The sequence below is a fragment of the Sphingomonas naphthae genome (assembly GCF_028607085.1).
In the GTDB taxonomy this organism is placed as follows: domain Bacteria; phylum Pseudomonadota; class Alphaproteobacteria; order Sphingomonadales; family Sphingomonadaceae; genus Sphingomonas_Q; species Sphingomonas_Q naphthae.
In genome coordinates this window covers 744,045-770,618 of sequence record NZ_CP117411.1, presented here as the reverse complement: position 1 = coordinate 770,618, position 26,574 = coordinate 744,045, and the positions used below count along the sequence as shown (strand labels likewise).

At 67.8% G+C, this 26,574-nt stretch carries 25 protein-coding genes; 13 read left to right on the top strand and 12 right to left on the bottom strand.

Annotation, left to right across the window (positions count from 1 at the left end; all coding sequences use genetic code 11):
- Positions 1-165: 165 nt before the first annotated feature.
- The 3 genes from PQ455_RS03610 to PQ455_RS03600 all read right to left on the bottom strand — a co-directional run bounded on the left by PQ455_RS03610 (position 166) and on the right by PQ455_RS03600 (position 3,254).
- A complete protein-coding gene (locus PQ455_RS03610; RefSeq protein ID WP_273689280.1) occupies positions 166-1,419 on the bottom strand; it encodes a tetratricopeptide repeat protein in 1,254 nt (417 codons plus the stop codon).
- Between the two features lie 117 nt (positions 1,420-1,536).
- Positions 1,537-2,556 carry a phosphoribosyltransferase gene (locus tag PQ455_RS03605; RefSeq protein WP_273689277.1) on the bottom strand — a complete coding sequence of 340 codons (1,020 nt, stop codon included), beginning with the start codon at positions 2,554-2,556 and terminating at the stop codon, positions 1,537-1,539.
- Positions 2,557-2,678: 122 nt separating this feature from the next.
- Complete coding sequence (locus PQ455_RS03600) at positions 2,679-3,254, bottom strand: DUF924 family protein (RefSeq protein WP_273689275.1); 576 nt, start codon at positions 3,252-3,254, stop codon at positions 2,679-2,681.
- Here PQ455_RS03600 and dapF point away from each other — a divergent pair.
- The 4 genes from dapF to PQ455_RS03580 are packed head-to-tail and all read left to right on the top strand — an operon-like array spanning position 3,253 to position 6,874.
- Positions 3,253-4,056 carry a diaminopimelate epimerase gene (gene dapF, locus PQ455_RS03595; protein ID WP_273689273.1) on the top strand — a complete coding sequence of 268 codons (804 nt, stop codon included), beginning with the start codon at positions 3,253-3,255 and terminating at the stop codon, positions 4,054-4,056. The two genes, PQ455_RS03600 and dapF, sit on opposite strands and share 2 nt — an antisense overlap.
- On the top strand, positions 4,057-5,310 hold the full coding sequence (gene mtaB, locus PQ455_RS03590) for a tRNA (N(6)-L-threonylcarbamoyladenosine(37)-C(2))-methylthiotransferase MtaB (protein ID WP_273689272.1): 1,254 nt from the start codon (positions 4,057-4,059) through the stop codon (positions 5,308-5,310).
- Entirely contained in the window at positions 5,307-6,239 is a 933-nt protein-coding gene (ftsY, locus tag PQ455_RS03585) for a signal recognition particle-docking protein FtsY (protein ID WP_273689271.1), read from the top strand. Before mtaB ends, ftsY begins: the two co-directional genes overlap by 4 nt.
- Complete coding sequence (locus PQ455_RS03580; protein ID WP_273689267.1) at positions 6,236-6,874, top strand: inner membrane-spanning protein YciB; 639 nt, start codon at positions 6,236-6,238, stop codon at positions 6,872-6,874. The genes ftsY and PQ455_RS03580 overlap by 4 nt, the downstream gene beginning before the upstream one ends.
- Before the next feature lie 226 nt (positions 6,875-7,100).
- Here PQ455_RS03580 and PQ455_RS03575 read toward each other — a convergent pair whose 3' ends face one another.
- Entirely contained in the window at positions 7,101-7,694 is a 594-nt protein-coding gene (locus PQ455_RS03575) for a M23 family metallopeptidase (RefSeq protein WP_273689265.1), read from the bottom strand.
- The gene (locus PQ455_RS03570; RefSeq protein WP_273691217.1) at positions 7,691-8,638 is read right to left on the bottom strand and encodes a L,D-transpeptidase family protein; all 948 of its coding nucleotides are present in this window, start codon (positions 8,636-8,638) and stop codon (positions 7,691-7,693) included. Before PQ455_RS03570 ends, PQ455_RS03575 begins: the two co-directional genes overlap by 4 nt.
- Positions 8,639-8,773: 135 nt before the next feature.
- Between PQ455_RS03570 and PQ455_RS03565 the strand changes: the two genes are divergently transcribed.
- Positions 8,774-9,334 (top strand): peptidoglycan L,D-endopeptidase MepK, encoded by a 561-nt coding sequence (locus PQ455_RS03565; protein WP_420542826.1) that lies wholly within the window; start codon positions 8,774-8,776, stop codon positions 9,332-9,334.
- Between the two features lie 86 nt (positions 9,335-9,420).
- A complete protein-coding gene (locus tag PQ455_RS03560; protein ID WP_273689263.1) occupies positions 9,421-10,062 on the top strand; it encodes an EF-hand domain-containing protein in 642 nt (213 codons plus the stop codon).
- A 48-nt stretch (positions 10,063-10,110) separates the two neighbouring features.
- Here PQ455_RS03560 and PQ455_RS03555 read toward each other — a convergent pair whose 3' ends face one another.
- From PQ455_RS03555 to PQ455_RS03540, 4 genes are read right to left on the bottom strand one after another with little or no spacing between them, the layout of a single operon-like run.
- Positions 10,111-10,755: a DUF4893 domain-containing protein gene (locus PQ455_RS03555; RefSeq protein ID WP_273689261.1), complete on the bottom strand. Its 645-nt coding sequence runs from the start codon at positions 10,753-10,755 to the stop codon at positions 10,111-10,113.
- Between the two features lie 23 nt (positions 10,756-10,778).
- Entirely contained in the window at positions 10,779-11,564 is a 786-nt protein-coding gene (locus tag PQ455_RS03550; RefSeq protein ID WP_273689259.1) for a 3-hydroxybutyrate dehydrogenase, read from the bottom strand.
- A 23-nt stretch (positions 11,565-11,587) separates the two neighbouring features.
- Entirely contained in the window at positions 11,588-12,745 is a 1,158-nt protein-coding gene (locus tag PQ455_RS03545) for a patatin-like phospholipase family protein (protein ID WP_273689257.1), read from the bottom strand.
- 2 nt (positions 12,746-12,747) lie between these two features.
- The gene (locus tag PQ455_RS03540; protein WP_273689254.1) at positions 12,748-15,357 is read right to left on the bottom strand and encodes a M1 family metallopeptidase; all 2,610 of its coding nucleotides are present in this window, start codon (positions 15,355-15,357) and stop codon (positions 12,748-12,750) included.
- A gap of 115 nt (positions 15,358-15,472) precedes the next feature.
- On the opposite strand from PQ455_RS03540, the gene ypfJ reads away from it, so the two are divergent.
- On the top strand, positions 15,473-16,363 hold the full coding sequence (ypfJ, locus tag PQ455_RS03535; RefSeq protein WP_273689253.1) for a KPN_02809 family neutral zinc metallopeptidase: 891 nt from the start codon (positions 15,473-15,475) through the stop codon (positions 16,361-16,363).
- 13 nt (positions 16,364-16,376) lie between these two features.
- Here ypfJ and PQ455_RS03530 read toward each other — a convergent pair whose 3' ends face one another.
- On the bottom strand, positions 16,377-17,210 hold the full coding sequence (locus PQ455_RS03530) for a transglycosylase SLT domain-containing protein (protein WP_273689251.1): 834 nt from the start codon (positions 17,208-17,210) through the stop codon (positions 16,377-16,379).
- A gap of 154 nt (positions 17,211-17,364) precedes the next feature.
- Here PQ455_RS03530 and PQ455_RS03525 point away from each other — a divergent pair, with 154 nt between their 5' ends.
- From PQ455_RS03525 to PQ455_RS03510, 4 genes are all read left to right on the top strand, one after another.
- Entirely contained in the window at positions 17,365-17,667 is a 303-nt protein-coding gene (locus PQ455_RS03525; RefSeq protein WP_273689249.1) for an accessory factor UbiK family protein, read from the top strand.
- Between the two features lie 97 nt (positions 17,668-17,764).
- The gene (locus tag PQ455_RS03520) at positions 17,765-18,271 is read left to right on the top strand and encodes a type III secretion system chaperone family protein (protein WP_273689247.1); all 507 of its coding nucleotides are present in this window, start codon (positions 17,765-17,767) and stop codon (positions 18,269-18,271) included.
- Positions 18,268-19,077 (top strand): pyrroline-5-carboxylate reductase, encoded by an 810-nt coding sequence (gene proC / locus PQ455_RS03515; protein ID WP_273689246.1) that lies wholly within the window; start codon positions 18,268-18,270, stop codon positions 19,075-19,077. Before PQ455_RS03520 ends, proC begins: the two co-directional genes overlap by 4 nt.
- Positions 19,078-19,128: 51 nt before the next feature.
- Positions 19,129-19,467, top strand: a complete 339-nt coding sequence (locus PQ455_RS03510) for a DUF2934 domain-containing protein (RefSeq protein WP_273689244.1) — start codon at positions 19,129-19,131, stop codon at positions 19,465-19,467.
- On the opposite strand, the gene glgA is transcribed toward PQ455_RS03510, so the two are convergent.
- Both glgA and glgC read right to left on the bottom strand, forming a co-directional pair.
- Entirely contained in the window at positions 19,464-20,912 is a 1,449-nt protein-coding gene (gene glgA / locus PQ455_RS03505) for a glycogen synthase GlgA (RefSeq protein ID WP_273689242.1), read from the bottom strand. The genes PQ455_RS03510 and glgA overlap by 4 nt on opposite strands.
- Positions 20,912-22,180, bottom strand: coding sequence for a glucose-1-phosphate adenylyltransferase (glgC, locus tag PQ455_RS03500; protein WP_273689241.1), 1,269 nt, complete (start codon positions 22,178-22,180; stop codon positions 20,912-20,914). The genes glgA and glgC overlap by 1 nt, the downstream gene beginning before the upstream one ends.
- Positions 22,181-22,328: 148 nt before the next feature.
- Between glgC and glgB the strand changes: the two genes are divergently transcribed.
- Both glgB and glgX read left to right on the top strand, forming a co-directional pair.
- Positions 22,329-24,464 carry a 1,4-alpha-glucan branching protein GlgB gene (glgB, locus tag PQ455_RS03495; RefSeq protein ID WP_273689239.1) on the top strand — a complete coding sequence of 712 codons (2,136 nt, stop codon included), beginning with the start codon at positions 22,329-22,331 and terminating at the stop codon, positions 24,462-24,464.
- A complete protein-coding gene (gene glgX, locus PQ455_RS03490; RefSeq protein ID WP_273689236.1) occupies positions 24,461-26,563 on the top strand; it encodes a glycogen debranching protein GlgX in 2,103 nt (700 codons plus the stop codon). Before glgB ends, glgX begins: the two co-directional genes overlap by 4 nt.
- Positions 26,564-26,574 lie beyond the last annotated feature (11 nt).

The following is a 26,574-nucleotide window of genomic DNA, read 5'->3' as shown; positions in this document are numbered from 1 at the left end:
GCAAATTCTCCGTGCGGGGAGGTAAAACGCAAAATACGCCGGCGGGCGAAACCTCGCCGGCCAGCGTGCGGCCTCGGCCGCTTCGCGCTTCACGTTCCCCTGAACGATCGCGGGGGCCCTAGGGGAAAGTGGCGGGGATGGCAAGGCACTTGCCATCCCCAACGATCACACCAGCGCCATCTCGCGCTCGATCGCGTCGATCCGGTCGCCATAGCATTTCGAGCAGCTGTCGAACGTGTCGTGCTGCCCCTCCTCGAAGGCGCGCATTCTGTCTCGGCGGACCTCGCCGTAGATCACCTCGCGCAAGCTCTGCGTCTTGAGGTTACCGATCGGCTCGGTGCGGCGAAAATCCTGGCAGCAGGCGAGCATCAGCCCGTCGCAGTCGATCGCCAGATCCTCCAGCGCGGAGGGGCCGCAGCGGTTGATCTCGGGCGAGATCGAAATCTGGTTGAACAGGCGCAGATCGGTCGCGCAGCGGCTCATCAGCGGCACGATGATGACGTTGGCGGCGCCGCGATCCTCGAACCATTTCTTCGTCTGCTGCACCTCGTCGAGATTGGCGCGGCTGACCGGGATGGAGGCGTGCACCCGGCCGGGGAATTGCGCCATGATCATCTCATATTTCACGATCACCCGCTCGTGGCGCAGCGGCGCCATCAGGTGATTGAACGTCTCCGGCACGATCGATTCGCTGTGCAGGCCGATGATGACGCCGGGGATGTCGGCCAGCACGGCATGTTTCTTGGGATCGTAGGCGGCGGCGTTGCTGTTCACCGAGATCGGCACATGCGGCAGTTTCTCGCGGGCATAGCGCACCCGCTCGACCACGAAGGGATCGACCAGGCCGTCGCCGAACAGGCCGAAGGCGATCTGGCCCATGATCGGCAGACCCATGTCGGCCAGTTCGTCGATGATCTTGCGGAACAGCGGCATCGCCATCGGGATGCGGGGGACGTGCGCGGTCGAATCCTTGCCGGTCGGGCAATGCAGGCAGGAGGCGTTGCACAGCCCGGTGGTGCCGAGCATCACATAATTCAGCCGGTCGGGCGTGAAGTCCGCCGGGCGGGGGCTGACCCGCGCCCGCTCGCGCAGCGCCGGATAATAATCGGGCTCGATCTCCAGCGTGCGCGAATACGCGGCGTGCGCATCCTCCAGCCGGCCGAGATTCTTCAGCGCGTGGCCGATGCACAGATTGCTGTCGACCGTGCCGGGACGAAGCTGGTCGGCGCGGGTGTATGCCTCCAGCGCCTTGTCCGGGCGGCCGGTCTCCAGCATGACATGGCCATATTGCATCCACACGCCGGGGCGCTTGGGTTCGCGGCGCAGCGCGATCTCGTAAGCGGCTTCGGCGGCGGGCCAGTCGCGGCGGTCCCGCGCCTCGTCGCCCTTGATGATGTACGGGCGGGCACGCAGCAGCAAGCTGGAAAAACTCCTTCGATCCGGTTGAGAAGATAGGCGCAATGGGGGCATCCGCCAAGGGGCGGGTGTGGATCATACGCGCCATGCCCCTGGGGAGGCAGAAGCATGGCCGTGTTGTTACGATGTCGCCTTGCTGGCTCCGCCGCGAACGAAGCCCTTGAGCGCCGCATAGCCCGCCGGCCCCAGCGCCACCCTGGCGATCCGCGCGGCCATCGCCTTGGGGGTGCGCGCGGCCGGAGCCGGGCTGGTCCAGCGTTGCGCGTGGCGGCGGCGGGAGGCGGCGCCCGATCCATCCGGCCACACCATCCTCTGCCCCTCGATGCTCAGCACCGGCAGGCCGCTCAGTTCGGCGATCGTCTGCGCCTGCCGGTCCTCGCTCTCGACGAACAGGCAGGCGCCCGTCTCGCGATAGACCCGCGCCTTGTGCGGCGCATGCGCCTTCAGCCGGCGCCGCTCCTCGGCGGTCGGCAGGTCGATCATCCACAGCCGGTCATATTCGATGCCGCGCGCGTCGAGCCACGCCTCGGTCTGCGGGCGGAAGCGTTCGAGGCGGCTGGTGACGAGATGGCCGATCCGCACCCCCGGCACCAGCAGCGGCCGGGCGTTCAGCACGAACTGTTCGTAGAGCGGCCCGTCGTCATTCTCATGATGCTCGGGATCGGCGCACAGCACGCCATCGATATCGAAGCAGGCGGTGGCCAGCCGGTTGTGGCGCATCAGATTCCACTGGAAGATGCGGGGGTGGGCGACGCTCTCCAGCGTGAGATCGACTTCCGGGTGATCGCCGCCCGCGCCATAGACCGCGCAATACAACACGTCGGCATCCGGCCTGGCCGCCGCCACCCGCTCGCGCACCGTCACCATCGATTCGCCGGAAAGGATGCTGTCATCCACCACCAGCACGCGCTCCCGATCGCGCGCCTTCATCGTCGATCGCACCGTGCGGCCGACATGCGGCGCCAGCCCATGCAGCCACGCCTCCAGATCGAGCAGCGGCAGATTGAGGTTGAGCGCGATCAGATTGGCGGCCAGCAGCCCGCTGCGGGGCACCCCGACCACCAGCGACACGTCCGGCGGAATCCGGTCGATCTGGCGGCAGACCGTGTCGTTCAGGTCGGCGAGCGAGCGATACTCCATGCGCGATCTTTCATGCTGCCCTGCAACAGCCTCTTAGCATGATCGGCGTTTCCGCGCCCCGCAATTCGCTGGAATGGATGTGTCGTAATGTTGCGGAAACACCGGATTTCGGCCGTTTTCCCTCAGAAGTGATTGGCAGGGTTGGCGATGAACGCTTCTTCCGCTGCGGTGGTTGCCCGGTCGAGTGCGCTATTGCGTTGCGGAAACCGGCCGAACCGCGCGATCTGGGCGGCATGGGCGCGGGCGAACGCCGCCGCATCGGCGCCCACGGACGCGAACAGCGCCTGCGCGCGGACCTGCGTATCGAGATGCTCGGCATGCATGAAGGGCATCCACAGAAATTGCCGCTCCTCCGCCGTGAAGCGATCCGCCCAGCCCTTCGCCAGCGCCTCGCCCGCCAGCGCCCGCGCCAGCGGATCGGCGGCGAAAGCCTGTGCGCTGCCCCGGAAAATGTTGCGGGAAAACTGGTCGATCAGCACGATCGCCGCCAGCAGCGGCCGGGGCGAGCGCCGCCAACCCGACGCATGACCCGCCACCACCGCATCCCGAAGCGCCCCGAAACGCGCGGCGCATTCGGCGTCGAGCGCGTCGTCGCGGGCGAAGCGCTTCTCCGGCGGCACCTCCGCCAGCCAGAAGTGCAACACGGCCTCCGCCTCTTGGTGGACTTGGGAGCCCGTCGTGCCTAGATCGCGCGCCATGGCATTCCGCTTCCACAAGATGCACGGTCTGGGCAATGATTTTGTCGTGATCGACGCGCGCGCCGATGCGCTGGCGCTGACGCCGGCGCAGGCGCGCGCGATCGCCGATCGCCGCACGGGCGTCGGCTGCGATCAGCTGATCGTGATGGAGCCCTCCACGATCGCCGACGTGCGGATGCGGATCTGGAACGCCGACGGCGGCGAGGTCGAGGCGTGCGGCAATGCCTCGCGCTGCGTGGCGCTGCTGATCGGCGGCGGCACGATCGAGACATTGGGCGGCCTTCTCACCGGCGATACCGATGGCGCGCAGGCGACGGTGGACATGGGCGCGCCCCGCTTCGGCTGGGGCGAGATCCCGCTGGCCTATGCGATGGACACCGCGTTCATGCCGCTGGCGTGGGAGCAACTGGAAAATCCGGCGGCGGTGAATGTGGGCAACCCGCATGTCATCTTCTTCGTGCCCGATACCGACGCGGTCGAACTGGAGCGGATCGGGCCGGAGATCGAGCATGACCCGATCTTTCCCGAGCGGGTCAACGTCAACGTCGCCACCGTGGTGTCGCGCGGGCTGATCCGCCTGCGCGTGTGGGAGCGCGGCGTGGGGCTGACCCAGGCGTGCGGCACCGGCGCCTGCGCGACGGCGGTGGCGGCGATCCGCGCCGGTCTGGTGGACGGCCCGGTCGAGGTGGCGCTGCCCGGCGGGTCGCTCACGATCGACTGGGCGCCCGGCCGGCCGATCCGCATGACCGGCCCCGCCACCCACGTCTTCACCGCAGACGCCGATCTCGCGCGGTTCGGCTGAATGGCGGTCGTCACGCTCGGCTGCCGGCTGAACATCGCCGAAAGCGACGCGATCGCGGCGATGCTGGGCGCGCGCGACGATCTGGTGGTGGTGAACAGCTGCGCGGTGACCGCCGAGGCGCTGGCCCAGACCCGCAAGGCGATCCGCAAGGCGGCGCGCGAGCGGCCGGACGCGCGGATCGTGGTGACGGGCTGCGCGGCCTCGACCGAGCCGGAGACGTTTCGGGCGATGGCGGAGGTGGCGGATGTGGTGGCCAATCATCGCAAGATGGAAGCTCAAGCCTATCCTTCCCCGTTCGCCCTGAGCGACGTCGAAGGGCGTGAGGCACGCGGGCCGTTTGGGGCACGTCCTTCGACTGCGCTCAGGACGAGCGGGGATGTTGTGGCTCAAGCCCACACCCGCGCCTTCATCGAGGTCCAGAACGGCTGTGACCATGCCTGCACCTTCTGCATCATCCCGCTCGGCCGAGGCCCCAGCCGATCGATCGCCCCGCACGACGTGATCGCCCGCATCGCCGCCGCCACGGACGCGGGCGCGCGCGAGGTCGTACTCACCGGCGTCGACGTCACCGCCTACGGCGCCGACCTGCCCGGCACCCCCACGCTCGGCCATCTGGTCGAGCGCATCCTGCGCGACGTGCCCGCCCTGCCCCGCCTGCGCCTATCCTCGCTCGACGCGGTCGAACTGGACGATCGGCTGATCGATCTCGTCACCGGCGAGGCCCGGCTGATGCCGCACCTGCATCTCTCCCTCCAGGCGGGCGACGACATGATCCTCAAGCGGATGAAGCGCCGCCACAGCCGCGCGCAGGCGGTAGAGCTGGTCGCCCGCCTCAAGGCCCGCCGCCCCGATATCGCGATCGGCGCCGACCTGATCGCCGGTTTCCCCACCGAAACCGACGCGATGGCCGCCAACACGCTGGCGCTGCTCGACGATTGCGACGTGGTCCACGCGCACATCTTCCCTTACTCGCCGCGCGCCACCACGCCGGCCGCGCGGATGCCGCAGCTCACCCGCGAGATCATCCTCGCCCGCGCCCGCGCGCTCCGCGAGAAGGCCACCGCCCGCCGCGACGCATGGCTCGCCGGCCTCGTCGGCGGCACCCAGCGCGTGCTGGTCGAGCGTGGCGGAACTTCGGGCCACGCCGGGAACTTTGCCCGCGTCACGCTCGATCGCCCGGCCCCACCCGGCACGATCGTCGATACCCGCATCCACACCACCCAGGACGACACTTTGATCGGAACCCCCGCATGAGCACATCCTGGACGGAGCGCCTGTTCGGCGGTTTCCGCCGCACGTCCGAGAAGCTGGGCGAGAATCTCGACGGGCTGTTCGGCAAGGCGGCGCTCGATGCCGACACGCTCGACCAGATCGAGGAGGCGCTGATCGCCTCCGACCTCGGCCCGGCCACCGCCGCGCGGGTACGCGGCCGGCTGGAGGGCGAGCGGTTCGCGATGGGCGTGACAGAGGCGGCGCTGCGCAAGGTGGTGGCCGAGGAGGTCGCCGACATCCTCCGCCCCGTCGCGAAACCGCTGATGATCGACGCCTTCCCCCGCCCGCAGGTGATCCTCGTGATCGGGGTCAACGGATCGGGCAAGACGACCACCATCGCCAAGCTGGCGCATACGCTCACCGAGCAGGATTATTCGGTGATGCTGGTGGCGGGCGACACGTTCCGCGCCGCCGCGATCGGCCAGCTCAAGGTGTGGGCCGACCGCATCGGCGTGCCGATCATATCGGGCGCCGAGGGGGGCGATGCCGCCAGCCTGGTGTTCGAGGGGGTCAAGCGCGGCACCGAGCAGGGCACCGACGTGCTGATCGTCGACACCGCAGGCCGCCTCCAGAACAAGGCGGGGCTGATGGACGAACTGTCCAAGATCCGCCGCGTGCTGGGTCGGCTCAACGCGGCGGCGCCGCATAACGTGCTGCTCGTGCTGGATGCCACCACCGGGCAGAACGCGCTCAAGCAGATCGAGGTGTTCGGGCGCGAGGCGGGGGTGACCGGCCTCGTCATGACCAAGCTCGACGGCACCGCGCGCGGCGGCGTGCTGGTCGCGGCGGCCGAGAAATACGGCCTGCCGATCCACGCCATCGGCGTGGGCGAGACGATCAACGATTTGCGCCCCTTCGCGCCCGAGGAAGTCGCCAGGGCCATCGCCGGCGTCGAGCGGATCGCGCGATGAGCCCCGCCCCCACGTCCGCCACCGCCCCCGCCAGCACGCGCACCGATCCGCCGCCGCTGGTCCGCCTCGCGCTCGATCTCGGGCCGCTCGCGATCTATTTTCTGGCCTATACGCTGACGGGCAAGAACATCTTCGCCGCGACCGCCGTGTTCATGGCCGCGACGGCGGTGGCGATGATCGTGTCGCGCCTCCGCTTCGGCCACATCTCACCGATGCAATGGTTCTCCAGCGTGATGGTGCTGGTGCTGGGCGGGCTGACGATCTGGCTGAAGCAGGATTGGTTCATCAAGGTGAAGCCGACCCTCTATTATCTGATGGTGTCGGGCATCCTCTGGTTCGGCCTCGCCACCGGCCGCCCCACGCTCAAGCTGGCGCTGGGCAGCGCCTATCCGGGGCTGGACGGGCGCGGCTGGGTGCTGCTGTCACGCAACTGGGCCTTGTTCTTCATCGTCATGGCCGCCGCCAATGAAGCGGTATGGCGGACCAGCACGACCGATTTCTGGCTGGGCTACAAGCTCTGGGGCGCTATGCCCGCCACCTTCCTGTTCGCCATCGCCAACGTGCCGATGCTGATGAAACACGGCCTCAACGCGGAGAAGCCGGCGGACGAGGTGGTGGTGCCGCCGCAGGGGTAAGCCGCGCGCCCTGGGTCTGGCTGACGTTCGCCGTAGGCGGAGTTCCATGATCTCCGGTGTCGGTGTTATCGTAACCGGCGGGGTCGATCTGCGATCGATGGCGGGCGTCGGAAGATCCGGTGCGGGTGGCGCTGGCGGTCTGCGCCGCGCTGATGATCGATGTGCCGCTTCCCGCCCGCCGTCCCGATGAGGATTGGGCCGGTGCGACTGGGCCGCTAAACCGGCCTCACTTTCCCACCAGCAGCGGATACGGGTTAACCCCCGTCCCCTCATACCATTTCTGCCCCGGCGCCATCAGCTTCACCTCGAAATGGAGGTGCGGCCCATCCGGCGAGGCATCGCCCGTCGAGCCGACGGTGCCGATCTGCTGGCCCTGCGTCACCCTCTGCCCTTCGGCCAGGCCGGTCGCATAGGTGTCGAGGTGGGCGTAATAGGTGACCGTCGCGCCGTCGCCCGAGCGGAGGTAGATGGTGTGGCCGCCATTTTCGCTCTCGAACAATTTCTCCACCGTGCCGGCCTGCGCCGCCAGCACCGGCGTGCCGCGCGGGGCCATGATGTCGATCGCGCCATGCCCGCGCGTGCCGTCGCCGCGCTCGTCGCCGAACGTGTCGGTGAGTTGCGCGGGGGCGATGCCTGCGACGGGCACGATCAGCCCGCTCGGGCCCGCCCGCGCCACCCCGGGCGCCGCGGCGGCCGGCACCGTTTGCGCCGGCGCCACGATCGGGGCCGGCGCGGGCGCCGACCCCTTGTCCACCAGCAGCCAGAAGCCCCCGCCGATCACCAGGAAGGCGAGGATCAGCGCGAAGCCCAGGCGGTTCATGGCTGGAAGATCGCCGGCGTGCCCGGCTTCACCATCATCGCCAGCCGCGCCGCATCCCAATTGGTCAGGCGGATGCAGCCATGGCTTTCGGTGCGGCCGATATTCTCCGGCTTGGGCGTGCCGTGGATGCCATAATGCTCCTTCGACAGATCGAGCCACACCACACCGACCGGCCCGTTCGGCCCGGGCGGCAGCAGCGCCTTCTTGTCGCTGGAGCTGGCATCCCAGAACAATTTGGGATTGTAGTGGAAGGTGGGATTGTAGGACGCGCCGTTGATCTTCCAGCTGCCGATCGGCAGCGGATCGTGGCCCGATCCCATCGTCGCCGGGAATTGCGCGATCAGCTTGTCGCCCTCGTCATACACCATCAGCACGCCATCGGACTTGTCGACGACGATCTTCGCCGCCTTCGGCTGGGCGGAGGAGACGTTGAGCATGTCGAGCGTCTGGCGCCAGTCGGGCTTCAGTTCGGGATCGTAATTGCGCTCGGCGGCCAGCACGTTGGGCACCTTGATCTTGGCCCCCACCCCGACCCGCGTCTGCGGGCTGTTGAGCGCGATCAGCGCGGCGGGGGTGGTGTGGAACATCTCCCCCAGTTTCTCCATCGCATTGGCATAGCCCAGCGCCGGCAGCTTGGCCTGATCGCCCTCCTTCTTGGGGATCGCGTGGAACGGGCCGGCCAACATCGCCGCCGTCAACGTCACCTCGATCACGCCCGGCACCGCGCCTTTCGCCTTGATGGCGTCGATCGTGGCGGGATCGGGTTCGCCCGTCACCTTCAGGTCGTTGGCCTTCTGGAACCCGCGCAGCGCGCCCGCCAGCGACATGCCTTTCTTGCCGTCGATCACGCCCGGCCCGAATCCCAATCGATCGAGCTGGACCTGTAACGACAGGATTTCGGGGGACGCCGCCTGCGGTTGCGCGGCGATCGTTGCACCGCCAATGAGACAAAGCGAGGCAAGGGAGAGACAAGCTCTTGCAACATAACTTCTTTTCAAGCGTGCGCTCCCGTAAATAGGTCGTGGGCAATGATGGGCAACGCGGCAAGGCCGCGTTTCGCTCCAGAGCGGGATCAATAGATGCAGGATGCGGGTTGCAGCCGTCGTGGGCTGCTGGGTGGGATGCTGGGCCTGACGGCGGCGACTCTTCTGGGCGGCGGCAAGGCGTTCGCGGCCCTGCCGGAACGGCGCATCGCCTTCCATAACGTCCACACCAACGAACGGTTCGACGCCCGCTATTACACCACCGGCATCGGCTATGACAGCGAGGGTCTGGCCGAGATCAACCACGCGCTGCGCGACTGGCGCACCGGCGAGCAGACCCGGATGGATGCAGACCTGATCGACCTGCTGGTCGCGATCCGCACCAAGCTGGAACTCGATCCGAAGAAGTCGTTCGACGTGATCTCGGGCTATCGCTCGCCCAACACCAACGCGGCGCTGCGCGCAAAAGGCGGCGCCCACACAGGCGTCGCCACCAAGAGCCAGCACATGCTGGGCAAGGCGACCGACATCTACATGCCGGGCGTCCCCCTCGCCACGCTCCGCCAGGTGGCGGTGAACATGCAGCGCGGCGGCGTCGGCTTCTACCCCAAGGACAATTTCGTCCACGTCGATACGGCCCGCGTCCGCACCTGGTAAGCCGCTTCCACTGGAAATCCTGCGCGGGGTGGCGCAAAGCTGACGGTGCCTTGTCCGCATCGCGCGGGCGCCATCGGGGGTGTGTCATGCGTGTTTTGCCGGCTCTGGTCCTTCTCGGCGTCATTGCCTCACCCGCGCTGGCGGCTGATACGCCCGCCGGCCCGCCTGCTTCGCCGTGGCAGCTGAAGGGCACCTTCTTCAGCCCGATGGGCGAACCCTTCCGCCCGACGCCCGGCGGCCCCTCCCCCGATACGCTCTGGTTCCAGGCCGCCGACACCAACAGGGACGGGCGCCTGACCATGCCGGAATTCCGGCAGGACGCGATGCGCTTCTTCACCACGCTCGACGTGAATCATGACGGCGAGATCGATCCGACCGAGATGGAGCGGTACGAGACGCAGGTCGCCCCCGAAGTCCGCGCGATGGACTTTCAGGGCAAGCCCAGGAAGGGCGAGAAGGGCGCGGACATGTCGCCCGGCGGCCGCTACGGCTATTTCGACATCCGCCAGCCGGTCTCGCTGGCCGACACCAACCTCAACCGCGGCGTGAGCGCCAAGGAATTCGACACGGCGGCGGTGCAACGCTTCCGCCTGCTCGACGAGAAGCACGAGGGCTATATCGCGCTCCTCACCTTGCCCGAGCCTGTCCGCATGGGCCAGGCCCAGCGCAAGCGCGCCCGCTACGCCCGCCAGCTCGACCCCAGCAACGACACGCGCGCCGACGAGTAAGTCGAAGACCTTACGTGCTCCTGCGAAGGCAGGAGCACGGCAACCCATTCACCCGTCCGTCGGCACCAGTTCCATTACGTCCAGCTTCGATTCCCAACGCGGGTAAGGCAACACCAGCCGCCACCTCTGCGGGCCGATCCGTTCGACCAGCCCGGCCATGTCGCGTTCGGGATCGCGGCCGTAATTCTGCGCGCGGGTCTCGTCGCCCAACACCATCGTGCCGAGGAAGATCAGCCGCTGGTCGCTGTCGGGATAGAGCAGCCCCACCGGCCGCTGCGACCCCGTCAGCTTCAGCAGCGACAACGCCACGCCGCCGGTTCGCCCGATGCGGCAATTGAAGCTGGGGTAGGCGACATAATCGAGCCCGCCTCTGGCCTGCGAGCCCAGCTTGATGACCCGGCAGCGATAATCGCCCACGGGCGGCAGCACGCCGGTCATCGCCACGTCCGGGCTGAGCAAGGCGCCTTCCCTGGCCACGCGCGGATCGGTGCCGAGTGTGGCCAGCACCTCCTCCCAAGCCTGCCGCCAGTTGCGCAGGCGGCGGCGATCATTGTCACTCGCGATCGAGCGCCAGTCGCTTGCCGAGGCGGCCTCGTCGCGGTTGCGTTCAGGCGCGCGGTCGGCGGCCGAGGCCGGCCGGTCGCCGCCCCCTCCCCCGCCACACCCGCCGAGAAGGGCGGCCCCGATCGCCATCGGGCACAGGCGCCGCCAAATTGTCACTGAGCGGTCCAGCCCCCGTCGACCGAAAGGTTGGCGCCGGTCATCTGCGCCGCCTCGTCCCGGCAGAGGAACAGCGCCATCGCCGCGACCTGCTCGGCGGTGACGAACTGCTTGGTCGGCTGGCCGGCCAGCAGCACGTCGTTCATCACCTGCTCCTTGGTCATGTTGCGCGCCTTCATCGTATCGGGGATCTGCTTTTCCACGAGCGGCGTCCACACATATCCGGGGGAGATGCAATTGGCGGTGATGCCGAAGGTCGCCGTCTCCAGCGCCACGGTCTTGGTGAAGCCCGCCAGACCGTGCTTGGCTGTGACATAGGCCGACTTGAACGGCGAGGCGACGAGCGAGTGGGCCGAGGCGGTCTGGATCAGCCGGCCCCACTTCTTCTCCTTCATGTGCGGCAGAGCGAGGCGGGTGGTGTGGAAGGCGCTCGTCAGGTTCAGCGCGATGATGAGATCCCATTTGTCGACCGGAAATTCATCGACCGGGGCGACATGCTGGACGCCGGCATTGTTGATGAGGATATCGACCCCGCCGAACGCCGTGGCGGCCTCCGCCATCATCGCCTCGATCTGGTCGACCTTGGTGAGATCGTGGCCCGAATAGAGCGCCCTGGCGCCGCTGGTCGCCTCCAGCCCCTTGCGCTCGGTCTCGATCGCGTCGGCGTCGCCGAAGCCGTTGATGACGATATGGGCGCCCTCGGCGGCGAGCGCCTTGGCATAGGCCAGGCCGATGCCCGAGGTGGAGCCGGTGATGAGCGCGGTCTTGCCGGTCAGGAACATGGGGAAAACTCCGTGAGGCTGGATCAGGGTTTGCGGGTGAGATCGAACGAGGCGGTCTGCCCGTCGAGGATGTTGCGCGCGAGCAGGCCCGAATGGGTCATCGTGTCGGCCACCGCCGCGCGGCCGGCGGCCATATGCTCGGCCATGGTGCGCGCGGAAAATTCATAGTCGCGCGATCCGCCCTCCCACGCATTGGCGCGGTAGATGAGCTGGACGAGGTTGACCGAATGGTCACGCGTCAGTTCGCGCAGCGCTTTCACGTCGGCATCCTCCGCCATCTCCGGCGGCAGCTTGTCGAGCAGGCGCGCCACCATCTGGCGCTCGTTGCGCTGTTTCAGGAGCAGGCTGGAGACCTGCCGGGTGCGGCTGGAAAACTGGATTTCCTTGGCCCGCGCCATGACGTCCATGATCGTCGTCGGCAATTCGTTGGAGGCAGAGAAGAGATCGACCTGGAACACCAGCAGATCGCTCGGCTGCTGACCCAGCACATGGGCGAGCGGCGTGTTCGAGACCAGGCCGCCATCCCAATAATGGCAGCCGTCGATCTCCACCGGCGGCAGGCCCGGCGGCAGCGCGCCGGAGGCCATGATGTGCCGCGCGTCGATCCGCTCCCGCGTCGTGTCGAAGAAGCGGAAATTGCCGCTCTTGATCTCGACCGCGCCGACCGACAGCCGGGTCTTGCCGCTGTTGAGCAGATCCCAGTCGACGAGTTCGTCGAGCGTCTTCCTGAGCGGGGTGGTGTCGTAGAAACTCAGCGCCGCGTCGCAGCCGGGCGGCATCATGTTGGGCGGCAGGAAGCGCGGCGCGAACATACCGGGCACGCCCGTCATCGTCACCAGACCGGCCGACCATTCGTGCAGCCATTCGCGGCCGAGATCGTTCATGTTCCAGATCGGGAAGGCTGGCTGGCCCGACCCGACCCGATCCCAGAAGGTCTTCAGCTTCGCGACCCGCTGCTCGGGCGGATTGCCGGCGATGATCGCGGCGTTGACCGCGCCGATCGAGATGCCGGCGACCCAGTCCACCTCGATCCCGGCCCCGGACAGCGCATCATAGACGCCCGCCTGGAACGAGCCGAGCGCGCCGCCGCCCTGTAACACCAGCGCCACCGTATCGGGCAGCGGCAGCGCGGTATCGGATTGAGCGGAACGGCGACGGTGGGGGCGATCGGCTTCGGCCATGGTCAGTCCTTTCCACTCCAGGCGGCCAGCGCCGCTCGCGACCGGACGCGCACTTCGGACGCATAGCGGATGCCCGCCTCGGTCGATTGGGCATAGAGGCGATCGGAGGCCGGGATCGTCTTGATCGCGAAGGCCCGCAAGCGATCGGCCAGCGCGAGCGTGTCCCCCCGCGAGGCCAAGCGCGGGATATATTGGCGGCGGGCGCTCGCTTCCACCAGCCCCTCCACCTGATCCTTGTGCGCCACCGCCCAGTTGAAGGTGGTGAAGGGATGCGCCGCCGCGGCAGAGGCGATGATGTTCGCCCGATTGGGCACGCTCGCCTCGTCGGTCAACGCGAGCGCCAGCGCCTTGTCGGCCAGCGCCGGGTTCTTGGCGCTGCCGAGCCGCGAATAGAGGTCGCGCTGGGCGAGCGGGTTTGTCTCAGCCTTGGCCATGGCGCGCAGGCGATCCCAGTCGGCAGCCGTCGCGTTGCTGGCATAGACGCCCACCACCGCCGCGCGGATCGCCGCCGGAATGTCGTCCAGCCCGCCCGCGACCAGCTTGCGGCTGCCGGCGATGACCCTGTCGTCCCCCAGCCCGCCGAGCGCCGCGATCAGCCCCTCGCGCAATTGGCTGGCCGCCGGCGCCTCGCCCGATTTCGGGGTGAAGCCCAGCCTGGCGAACTGCGGGTCCAGAAGTTTGATCGCCTTGGCGCGGAACGCCGCCTGCGCCGGATCGCCATTCAGCATCGTGTCGAACTCGACCAGCCGGCCCGCCGCGTAGCGCCACACCAGCGGATCGCCATCCGCCGGGATCGCATCGACCAGCGCGAGGAAGCGCGCGAGCGGGGCATAGCCGGCGGTGCCAAGCGCATGGCCGTCGGCCATCAGCCCCACCTGATCGATCGGCGGGAGGGACGCGAAGGACGCCGTCAACGCCGCCATATGCCTGTCGGCATAGAGGGTGCGGTAATAGCCATATTGGCCGGGGTTCACGAGCGGCGGGGTGGCCGGGCACCCTGCCAGCGCCGGGCTCGCGCCTTTCGCGCCCGACACGTCCGTCAGCAGCGAAGCCTCGCCCAGCTTCGCCGCGACGGGCACGATCCACGTCTGCGGCAGGTTGGTGGCCTTGTCGGTCGCGAAGCGGCCCTGGCTTAAGGGCAAATTCGTCTTGCCGCCCACGCAGCCCGGTTCGCCGACCTTGATAAGCGGGACGCCCGGCTGGAGGGTGAAGCTATCCATGAACGGCTTGACCGGCTTGCCCGCCGCCAGCGCCACCGATGCCCAAAGATCGTCGGTCACGGTGTTGCTATATTTATGCTTGGCCATGTAGCCGCGCACGCCCTCGCGGAAGGCATCGGGGCCGACCGCGCCTTCGAGCATGCGGATGACCGCCTGCCCCTTCTGGTAGGTGATCGCGTCGAACGCCTGGTTGACCTGCTCGACCGAGGTAATCCGCTGCACGATCGGATGCGTGCCGGTCCGGCTATCCAGGCTGAAGGCATATTGCTTGGCGGCCGCGATATCCTGCGCGTCGACATTCCAGTCGGGGTTGAGATCGGCCGCGACCTTGCCCGCCATCCACGAGGCGAAGCCCTCGTTCAGCCACAGATCGTCCCACCAGTCCATGGTGACCAGATCGCCGAACCATTGGTGCGCCATCTCGTGCGCGACGGTGCCGAACACATTCTGCCGGTCGTTCTCGCTCGACACCTTCGGATCGACCAGCACGGCGCGGTCGAAATAGAGGATCGCCCCCCAATTCTCCATCGCCGAGAAGAACTGGCTGGAGCCCGGCGCCGCGATCATGTCCATCTTCGGCAGCGGATAGGGCGTGCCGAAATAATCGTTGAAATAGGTCAGGATGCGGGCGGCCGATTCCAGCGCGTAATCGCCCTGATCGAGCGCGCCGCGCCGGGTGATGACGCCGATCTCGGTATTGCCGACCTTCTTCGCCCGACGCTCCATGTCGCCGATGCCGAGGAACAGCAGGTAGCTCGACATCTTCGGCGTCTTGGCGAAGCTGATCAGCACGCGGCCGTCGGCCTGCGTCTCGCTCCGCTCGACCGGCATGTTGGAGAAGGCCATCTCGCCCTTCGGCGCATAGGCCGACAGCGTGAAGGTCGCCTTGCGGCCCGGCTCATCCCACATCGGCGCGAAACGGCGGCCGTCGGCCGGTTCGAACTGGGTGACGAGCAGGCGCTGGGCACCGCGCTTGTCGTTGTAATCGACCGCGAACAGCCCGGCGGCGGACTGGTTGATCTTGCCCGTCCAGCCGATCGACACCTTGTGCGTGCCCGCCGCCACCGGCTTCGTCAGCCGGATCGTCAGGGTCTGCGCGGCCTCGTCGGTCGCGAATTTGGCCGGCGCGCCATCCACCTGCACCGTGCCGATGCTCAGTTCCGCCGCGTTCAGCACGATCGCCATGACCGGGCTCGCGACCGATACGGTCACCGTCTCCTCGCCCTTGAACGTCATCGCCTTCGCGTCGGCATCGATCCGCATGTCGTAGTGGATCGGCACGACGCTGGCCGGCAGGCGACCGGGTTTGGCAACCGGCGCAGCGGCGGCGCCGACGAGCGCCGGCGCGGCCAGCGCGAGCAGGCCGGGAACGATGGTCTTGGTACGCGTCATCTACAGGGGTGTCCTTGGAAGTGCTTTCCCAGACGCTGCCAAACATGCAACCGTTCCACAAGCGAAGCATTCAGATGCTTGTTCCGGCCGCTCTGGCCCCATTCGGGATGAAATGATGCGGCTCGACGATTATCGGACCAGCGACAATGTCGGCGAGGCCGGGCGCGGCGGCGGTGGCGGCATGGGGGGCGGCGGGCTGGGCCTGCTCTTCCTGATCGGCAGCAAGTTTGGCATCGGCGGCATCATCGTCGTCGTGATCGGCATGTTCATCTTCGGGATGAATCCGCTGTCGCTGATCGGCGGCGGCAGCCAGGTCGGCACCAGCCCGCAGGAGCAGACGACGCCCGCGGGCGCGAAGCAGATCTGTGACGCCAGCCCGGCGCGCAAGCACAGCTGCCAGGTGCTCGCCTCGACCGAGGATACTTGGGCAAAGATCTTCCAGGCCAACGGCCAGACCTACCAGCCGCCCCGCCTGAATTTCTATTCGGAGACGGGCGCGTCGGGCTGCGGCCAGGCGCAGTCGGCGATGGGGCCGTTCTACTGCCCGAGCGATCAGGGCGTCTATCTCGACACCAGTTTCTTCGATGAGCTGTCCAACCGCTTCAAGGCCGCCGGCGATTTCGCGCAGAATTACGTGATCGCCCACGAAGTCGGCCACCATGTCCAATATCTCACCGGCATCGCCGAGGGCGTGCGCCGCGACCAGCAGCGCGTGGGCGAGGCGCAGGGCAATCAGCTTCAGGTGCGGATGGAATTGCAGGCCGATTGTTTCGCTGGCGTCTGGGCCGCGAAGAACCGCGACCGGATCGAACCCGGCGACATCGAGGAAGGCATGCGCGCCGCCAATGCCATCGGCGACGACACCCTCCAGAAATCCGCCGGCCGCGCGGTGGTCCCCGAGAGCTTCACCCACGGCACTTCAGCCCAACGCATGGCCTGGCTGAAGCGCGGCCTCGATTCGGGCGACCCCGCCCAGTGCGACACGTTCAAGGCGACGACGCTTTAGGACAGCGCGCGGATCAGCCGATCAGCGCGCTCTGCAACATCATATAGGCCAGCTTGGCGTTGGCCGGGGTCGGGCGGAGGACATCCATCTTGGCCTGGCCCAGCGCCGCGAAGCGGGCGGCGATGTCGGGGCCGTCGGCCGATGCGGGCGTGGCGCCATCCAGCGCGGCATCGGCATATTGCAGCGTCGGCGCTTCCATTGGCGCGGGCGGAGGGGCGTCGCCGGAGCCGGTGGCGGCCTTGACCAGCTTGTTGCCCATCAGTTCGTAAACCTGCCCCACGGTGCGCGGCTCGCCGGATTTGGTGTAGAAGATGCCGCGATTGGCGCGCGCCTCGGTCGGGAACTGGCTGGCGGCGCAGCTGTCGGGATCGCAGGCGAGGAATTTCCTGGCGCCCTGCAGCCCCAGGAAGTGCGCGAAATACAGGTCGGTGCCGTTGGGCACGCGGCCGAGCGTCTTTTGCAGGCCATCGGCATTGTCGCTGGCATATTCGGCCGCCATCAGCGCGGAGGCCTCGGGCTGGTTGCGCAGCGCGAATACCGCCTGCCGCTGATCGGCATCGACTGTCCAGCGGCCCGACGACGTGCGCTTGATCGCATCCGCCGCCCAGCCCAGGCCATGTTCGGCGCCATGCTGCTTGAGGATGCCGAGCCAGCTCTGGTCGATGAATTGATAGAGTCCGCCTGCGCTTGAATTGCCCGCCTTGGCGTTGGGGTTGAGCCCGCTCTCGCTCTTGGCCTGGGCGTAGAGGTAGGTGAAATCGACGCCGGTCCGCTGCGCGGCGGTGCCGATCGCCTGGCGGATGCCGCCGGCGTCGATATTGGCCGAGGTAAAACGGGACACGGACACGGGGGATGCGACTCCGGGTGGTTGGGGATGTCGCGATGATGAAGGAAGAGGGTTAACAGCGTGCTAACGCGCCCGGCCCCGCCCGAACCTTGAAAGAACGGCCTGTCGGGGCCATTTTTAAGCGACCATCCCTTCACGGAGCCCGAGAGTCCCCATGCAGACCGAAAACCGCCTGTTCGACGACATGGTGAAGATGTTCAACGGCGTCGCCGGTACGGTGGCGGGCATGGGCCGCGAGGCCGAGGCCGGCGCGCGCGACAAGGCGCGCGAGTGGATCGGCGGGCTCGATTTCGTCAGCCGTGACGAATTCGAGGCGGTCAAGGCGATGGCCGCCGCCGCGCGCGACGAGAATGAGGCGCTGAAGGCGCGGCTCGACGCGCTGGAGGGCAAGGCCAAGGCGAACGCCAGCGAGGCGACGTCGGCCCCGACGGCGGACAATCCGGGGCCGTCCGCCTGACCACCATTATCCACATCTTCTTCCGCGCCGGCGCGACCCCCGCCTTGCGGGCGCGCCGGCCTTCGCCCACCACGATCGCCATGGTTGGGGTGGCGTGATGCTGGACGAAGAGAGCGGCGGGCGAGAGGCCGGCGCGGCGATCGATATGCTGGAACAGCATTTCGAGGCACATGGCTGGACGCACGAGCGGATCGCCGACGAGGAGATCGTCGCCAATTTCCAGGGCAGCTGGACGCAATATGAGCTGCGCGCGATCTGGCGCGACGAGGATGACGTCCTCCAGTTCCTGGCGCTGCCCGACGTGCGGGTCGCCGCCGACAAGCGCGCCGCCATCTACGAGGCGATCGGCCTTATCAACGAACAGCTCTGGATCGGCCATTTCGAGCTGTGGTCGTCGAGCGGGATGATCGTGTTCCGCCACGCCGCGCTGCTGGACGGGCGCGACGAGGGCGTGCTGACGATCGAACAGGCCGAGACATTGATCGAAGCCGCGATCGACGAATGCGAGCGTTTCTACCCCGTCTTCCAGTTCGTCCTGTGGGGCGACAAGAGCCCGCAGGAGGCGATCGCCGCCGCCCTGATCGAGACGCAGGGCGAGGCATGAGCTTCGCGCTCGAAGGCCCCGTGTGGCTGGTGGGCGCGGGCAATATGGGCGGGGCGATGCTGTCGCGCTGGCTGGCCGCCGGGCTCGATCCGCGCGAGGTGACCGTGATCCGCAGGAGCGGCGCCGCGATGGGCGAGGGGATCACCGTCCTCACCGCGCCGCCGCCCGATGGCCCGGTACCGGCGATGGTGATGCTGGCGGTAAAGCCGCAGATGCTCGATCAGGTCGCCCCGCTGCTGGCGCCGATGATCGGGCCGGAGACATTGCTGGTATCGATCCTCGCCGGTGTCGAGACCGCTTCGCTGCGCGCGCGTTTCCCCGCCGCCGGCCCGGTGCTGCGCGCCATGCCCAACACCCCCGTCGCGCTCGGCAAGGGCGTGGTGGCGCTGCACGGCGACGGGCTGGACGCCAGGACCCGCGCGATCGCCGAGGCGCTGATGGCGCCGCTCGGGCTGGTCGAATGGGTCGACGAGGGGCTGTTCGATCAGGTGACGGCGCTGGCCGGTTCCGGCCCCGCCTTCCTCTTCCGCTTCATCGATTCGCTGGCGAAAGCCGGCACCGCCGCCGGCCTCCCCGCCGACCAGTCGGCCCGGCTGGCGCTGGCGACGGTGGAGGGGGCCGGGCTGCTCGCGGCCGGCGCGGGCGAATCCCCCGGCGCGCTGGCCGATCGGGTGGCGAGCCCCGGCGGCAGCACCCGCAAGGGCCTCGACGTGCTGGACGCCGATGGCGCGCTCGATCGGCTGATCGAAGAGATGCTGGCTGCCGCCGTCGCCAGCAATCGCGAGATGGCGGCGGCGGCGCGATAGCCTGTTGGTCGCTACAGCGGAACGCCGACTGCTGGCCTAACAAGGTGGTTGATGGTGGACCGGTCGACCGGCTATCCCGTCAAACCGACGTATCTCAATCGACTTGAGCGCGAAAGGATTGCGTGGATGTCTGAGGATCTCGATCAAAAAATCCGGGAGCGTGCTTATGCGCTATGGGAGGAAGAGGGGCGGCCGGCCGGGCGACATGAGGCGCACTGGCATGAGGCGGCGCGAGACCTCGCGCCCGTGGAGGCAGAGGTAGCGCCGACGGCCAAGCCCGTGAAGACCTCGACCAGGCGCAAGACAGCGGCGGCACCTCCCGCCGAGGCACCCGCACCCGTCGCCAAGGCGCCGCGCAAGCCGCGTGCGGCGAAGGCGAAGACCGCCTAGGCGGCGATCTGACGAAACAGCGCGGCATAATGCCGCGCCGCGCTGGCCCAGGATACGTCGGTCGCCATGCCATTGCGCTGGATGCGCGCCCAGGTGACCGGGTCGCCATCGTAGAGCGCCTTGGCGTTCGTCAGCGCCGCGCGCATCGCCGGGATCGAGCCGGCGGGGAATTGGAAGCCGGTCGCCACGCCCTGCGCCAGCGCATAGGGGCCGGCATCGATCACCGTATCCGCCAGCCCGCCGACCCGCGCCACGATCGGCACCGCGCCATAGCGCAGCGCTGCCATCTGGGTGAGGCCGCAGGGCTCGAAGCGCGAGGGCATGGCGAAGGCGTCCACGCCCGCCTGGATGCGATGGGCGAGCGCCTCGTCATAGCCGATGCGCGCCGCGATCCGATCGGGATAGCGCGCGGCGACTGCGGAAAAGGCCGCTTCCAGCGCGCGATCGCCCGTGCCGAGCAGGGCGAACTGGCCGCCCGCCTCCGCCAGCTCGGGCAGCAGCGCGAGCAGCACGTCCATTCCCTTCTGCTCGGTCAGCCGGCCGACCGAGCCGAGCAGGAAGGCGCGCGGCTCATCCGCCAGGCCGAAAGCCCGTTGCAGCGCCGCCTTGTTCGCGGCGCGCCGGTCGAGCGTCCTCGCGTCAAAGGGGGTATCCAGCGTGGGATCGGTCGCCGGATCCCAGACGCCCGTGTCGAGGCCGTTGAGGATGCCCGACAGGTCCGCCGCGCGGGTCACCAGCAGGCCGTCGAGCCCCATGCCGGCTTCCGCCTCCATGATCTCGGTCGCATAGGTCGGCGAGACGGTGGTGATGCGGTCGGAGAAGACCAAGCCGCCCTTCAGGAAGCTGATCGAGCCATAATATTCTAGCGCGTCGAGCGCGAAGGCTTCGGCGGGCAGGCCGAGCGCGCCCAGCAGATAGGCCGGGAAGATGCCCTGGAAGGCGAGATTGTGGATCGTCGTCACCACGCCCGGCCGCCGCCCCGGCGGATCGTAGCGCAGGTACACGGCGGTGAGGGCCGCCTGCCAGTCGTGCGCCTGGACAGCATCGGGAATAAGATCGGTCGCGCGGCCCGCCGCGATATCGGCGGCGACGCGGGCGAAGGCGCCGAAGCGGAGCGGATTGTCGGGCCAGTCCTGCCCGTCCGGCCCGAGATAGGGATTGCCGTCGCGTGCGAAGAGGTGCGGCGCATCCAGCACGAGCAGGTCGAGCCCCGCCGCGCGGCCGCGCAGCACGTCCGACGGGCCGCCCATCAGCGCGTCATAATGGTGGACGACCGCCCCGCCCTCCAGCGCGCGCAGCACGGCGGGATAGCCGGGGATCAGCGTGGTCACCGCCACATCCTCCGCCGCCAGAGCGGCGGGAAGCGCACCGGCGACGTCGGCGAGGCCGCCGGTCTTGACGAGCGGATAGAGTTCGGACGCGACCGACAGCAGCATGAAAGGCATCAGCTCTTCAACGCTTCGATCATCTTCGCGGTAATGAGACAGACCCCATTTTCGGTGCGACGGAACCGGCGCGCATCCTCGACCGGATCCTCCCCGACGACAAGCCCCGACGGGATTTCCACGCCGCGATCGACGATGACGTTCTTCAGCCGCACCGATCGCCCGATATGCACGCGCGGCATCAGCACGGCATTCTCGATCGCCGAGAAGCTGTTGACCCTCACGCCGGTGAACAGCAGCGAATGGCGCAGCGCCGCGCCCGAGACGATGCAGTCGCCCGACACGAGCGAGGAGATCGCCTCGCCGCGCCGCCCATCCTCGTCATGGACGAATTTGGCGGGGGCGGTCATCTCGGAATAGGTCCAGATCGGCCACTCGCGATCGTAGAGATCGAGTTCGGGGACCGTGTTGGTGAGATCGATATTGGCGGCAAAATAGGCATCCAGCGTGCCCACGTCGCGCCAATAGGGCTCGGCATGGGAAGCGGAGCGGAGCGCCGATTTGCTCAGGTGATGCGCCCGCGCATTGCCGTCGCGCACCAGCTTGGGGACGATGTCCTTGCCGAAATCGTGCGAACTGGTCGGGTCGGCCGCATCCTCGCGCAGCACCTCGGCGAGGAAGCTCGTCTCGAAGACGTAGATGCCCATGCTGGCCAGCGCGGATTCGGGGTGACCGGGCATGGCGGGCGGATCGGCGGGTTTCTCGAGGAAGTCGATGATCCGGTCATTCTCGTCGACATGCATCACGCCGAAGGCGCTCGCCTCCAGTCTCGGCACCTCGACGCAGCCGACCGTCACGCTGGCGCCGGTGTCGCAATGCTCCTCCAGCATCACGCCATAATCCTGCTTGTAGATATGGTCGCCGGCCAGGATCAGGATGTATTTCGGGCCGTAACTCTCGATGATATCGAGGTTTTGGTACACCGCGTCGGCGGTGCCGAGATACCAATTGTCCTCCGACACGCGCTGGCTGGCGGGCAGGATATCGAAGCTCTCGTTGCGCTCCGGCCGGAAGAAGCTCCAGCCGTGCTGGAGATGGCGGATCAGGCTGTGCGCCTTGTACTGCGTCGCCACGCCGATGCGCGGGATGCCCGAGTTGAGCGCGTTGGACAGTGCGAAGTCCACGATGCGGGTCTTGCCGCCGAAATAGACCGCCGGTTTGGCCCGGATGTCGGTCAATTCCATGAGCCGACTGCCTCTGCCGCCCGCCAGAACGATGGCCATCGCATGGCGGGTGACAAGGCCGCGCAACGTCGCACTGGGGGGCATCCGGAATCCTTCTCCTGTTCCCTCCCGAAACCGTCTAGAACACTTAGGTTCCTCGCACCGCACAATTTTCGTTAGACCCCGGCACTTCGGGGCCGTTACGACGTTGGAGGGGCTTCCGATCGGGGGGACACGGGTGCAGCACAAGGCGATGACGCATGTGGATTGGCTGCCCGACCCGTTCGCGTTCCTCGGCCCGCACGACGGGCTGATCCGCACGTTCCAGCCGGGCGCCGAAGCGGTTTCGGTGATCGGCGCGAATGGCGAAGCGGCGCTGGAGGCCGTGTCGCCAGAGGGCCTGTTCGCGGGGCCGTTCGCGGGCAGCGGATATACGCTCAGGGTGCGCTGGCCTGACGGCAATGTCGTCGAGCAGGCCGATCCCTATGCGCTCAGCCCCGTGCTCGGCGATCTGGACCTGCATCTTTTGCGCGAAGGGCGGCATTGGGATCTGCCGTTGCGGCTGGGCGCCAATCCACGGACGCATGACGGCATCGCCGGCACCGCTTTCGCCTTGTGGGCGCCCAACGCCCGCGCGGTGAGCGTGATCGGGGCGTTCGTCGGCTGGAACGCGCGCCGCCTGCCGATGCGGCTGCGGCACGAAGCGGGTGTGTGGGAGCTGTTCGTGCCCGGCGTCGGCGCGGGCGAAGCCTATAAGTTCGCGGTGCTGGGCGCCGACGGCGTGTGGCGCGAAAAGGCCGATCCGCTCGCCCGCGCCACCGAACGCCCGCCCGCCACCGCCTCGATCATCGCCCCCGCACCCGATTTCAGCTGGAGCGATGCCGACTGGATGGCCGGCCGCGCCGATCGCCAGCACGCCGGCGCGCCCATCTCCATCTACGAGCTGCACGTCTCCTCCTGGCGGCGGCCCTGGCATGGCGGCGAGCATGATTGGGACCAGATCGCCGACCAGCTGATCCCCTATGTCGTCGATATGGGCTTCAGCCATGTCGAGCTGATGCCGATCATGGAGCATCCGTTCGGCGGATCGTGGGGCTATCAGCCACTGTCGCAATTCGCGCCCTCCGCGCGCTACGGCAGCGCGGAGCAGTTCGCTCGCTTCGTCGATCGCTGCCATGCGGCCGGCATCGGCGTGATCCTCGATTGGGTGCCCGCGCATTTTCCGTCCGACGCGCACGGCCTCGCCTGGTTCGACGGCACCGCCCTCTATGAACATCACGATCCGCGCGAGGGCTTCCATCCCGACTGGAACACCCTGATCTACAATCTCGGCCGGCAGGAAGTGGCGGGGATGCTGATCGCCTCCGCATTGTGGTGGCTGGAGCGGTTCCATGTCGATGGTCTGCGGGTCGATGCCGTGGCGTCGATGCTCTACCGCGATTACAGCCGGCGCGCGGGTGAGTGGGTGCCGAACATCCACGGCGGGCGCGAGAATCTGGAGGCGATCGACTTCCTCAAGCGCATGAACGCGGTGGTCGCCGAACGCTGCCCCGGCGCCGTCACCATCGCCGAGGAATCGACCGCCTTCCCCGGCGTCACCACGGCGGTCGATTTCGATGGCCTCGGCTTCGCGTTCAAATGGAACATGGGCTGGATGAACGACACGCTCCGCTACATGGAGCGCGAGCCCGCCTATCGCCGCTGGCACCATGGCGACATGACCTTCGGCCCGGTCTACGCTTTCTCCGAACGCTTCATCCTGCCGCTCAGCCATGACGAAGTGGTCCACGGCAAGCATTCGTTGATCGCCAAGATGCCCGGCGACCGCTGGCAGCAATTCGCCAATCTGCGCGCCTATCTGGCCTTCATGTGGGCGCATCCCGGCAAGAAACTGCTGTTCATGGGCGGCGAGATCGCGCAGCGCGCCGAGTGGAATCATGATGGTCAGCTCGACTGGGCGGCGCTGACGGACGGCGACCATCTGGGCGTGCAGACGCTCGTGCGCGACCTCAACGCGCTCTACCGCGCCGAGCCCGCGCTCCATCAGAGCGACGCCGATCCGCGCGGCTTCGCCTGGGCGGTGGGCGACGATCGCGACAATAGCGTCCTCGTCTTCCGCCGCGCCTCGCCCTATGGCGCGCCGCCCCTGCTGTGCGCGGTCAATCTGACGCCGGTGCCGCGCCATCACTATCGCGTCGGCGTGGGCGAGGCGGGGCGCTGGTCCGAAATCTTCAATTCGGACGACACGCGCTACGGCGGCAGCGGCGTCCGCCATCCCGACAGCCTCGCCACCCAGCCCATACCGGCGCATGGCCAGCCGCAATCGCTGGAGATCACCTTGCCGCCGCTCGCCACCATCCTCCTGCGCCACGAAGGAACCGACGCTTGACCCGTCTCCCCGAACGTCTCGAAAGCGGTTCGCCTTATCCTCTCGGCTCGACCTTCAACGGGCTCGGCGTGAATTTCGCGGTGTTTTCGGCCCATGCCGAGCGGATGGAATTGTGCCTGTTCGACGAAACCGGCCGGCACGAGATCGCGCGGCTCGACCTGCCCGAATGGACCGACGAAATCTGGCACGGCTATCTGCCCGACGCGCGCCCCGGCCTGCTCTACGGCTTTCGCGCGAATGGCCCCTACGCGCCCGAGGAGGGGCATCGGTTCAATCCCAACAAGCTGCTGCTGGACCCCTATACCCGCCGCACCTTCGGCCGGGTGCGCTGGCATGACGCGCTGCACGGCTATCGCGTCAATTCGCCGCGCGCCGACCTCAGCTTCGATCGCCGCGACAGCGCCACCTACATGCCGAAATCGGTCGTCGTCTCGCACGCCTTCGATTGGGACGCGGACCGCAGGCCCAACACGCCCTGGTCGGAAACGATCATCTACGAGGCGCACGTCAAGGGCCTCACGCAACTGATGGAGAGCGTGCCCGCCGCCGAGCGGGGCACCTATCGCGCGCTCAGCCACCCCGATCTGATCGCCCATCTCCAGCGGCTGGGCATCACCGCGATCGAGCTGATGCCGGTCCACGGCTTCGTGCAGGACCGGTTTTTGCAGGAGAAGGATCTGGTCAATTATTGGGGCTACAACAGCCTCGCCTTCTTCGCACCCGAAACGCGCTACATGCATAACAACCACGCCAACGACCTGCGGCTGGCGGTGCGCCGGCTGCACGCGGCGGGCATCGAGGTGATCCTCGACGTCGTCTACAACCACACCGCCGAGGGCAGCGAGCTGGGGCAGACGATGTGCTTCCGCGGCCTCGACAACGCCACTTACTATCGGCTCCAGAAGGATAACCCGCGTTACTGCGTGAACGACACCGGCACCGGCAACACCTTCAACCTCGATCAGCCGCGCGTGCTCCAGATGGTGACGGATTCGCTGCGCTACTGGGCGGAGGATTATCATATCGACGGTTTCCGCTTCGATCTGGGATCGACGCTCGGCCGCACCGGCGACGGGGGGTTCGATCCGGGTGCCAGCTTCTTCGATGTGCTGCGGCAGGATCCCATCCTCGGCCGACTGAAGCTCATTTCCGAGCCGTGGGACATCGGCCCCGGCGGCTACCAGCTCGGCAACCATCCGCCGGGCTTCGCCGAATGGAACGACAAGTTCCGCGATTCCACCCGCCGCTTCTGGCGCGGCGACGCGGGCGTGCGGCCGGAATTCGCCGCGCGCCTGTCGGGCTCCGGCGACCTGTTCGACCGGCGCGCGCGGCGGCCGTGGGCCAGCGTGAACTATGTCGCCAGCCACGACGGCCAGACGCTGACCGACATCACCCGCTACGAACAGCGCCACAACGAGGCCAATGGCGAGGACAATCGCGACGGCCATGGCGACAATCTCTCGTGCAACTGGGGTGCCGAGGGGCCGACCAAGGATGCCGAGATCAATTCCGTGCGCGAGCGGGTGCGGCGATCGATGCTCATCACCGTGCTGGCGGCGCTGGGCACACCGATGCTGCTGGCGGGCGATGAATTCGGCCGTACCCAGCAGGGCAACAACAATGCCTATTGCCAGGATAATGAGATCAGCTGGGTCGATTGGGCGCAGGCCGCCAGCAAGGAGGGCGAGAGTCTCTCGGCCTTCGTCCGCCGCCTGATCCTGATCCGCAAACATTACCCGCTCGTGCGATCGAACGCCTATCTCTACGGCGAGGAGATCGCGCCCGGCATCCGCAACATCGACTGGTTCGACGAGCGCGGCGAGCCCCTTTCCGACGACGACTGGCATAACGCCGAGGGCAAGGCGCTGGTGATGCGCCGCGCCCGGCTGACCGAGGATGGCGGGTTCGAGGCGATCACGATGCTGATGAACGGATCGCAGGCCAGCCTGGACTTCGATCTGCCCGCGCCGCACGCCTATCGCCGCCTGCTGGTGGACAGCTCCGACGCGACGATCGGCGAGCGCGACGTGACGGAGAAGACGATCGCGGTGCAGGATCGCACCGCCATCCTGCTCTACGCGCGCGGGTCGATCGAATGAGGTGGGGGCCG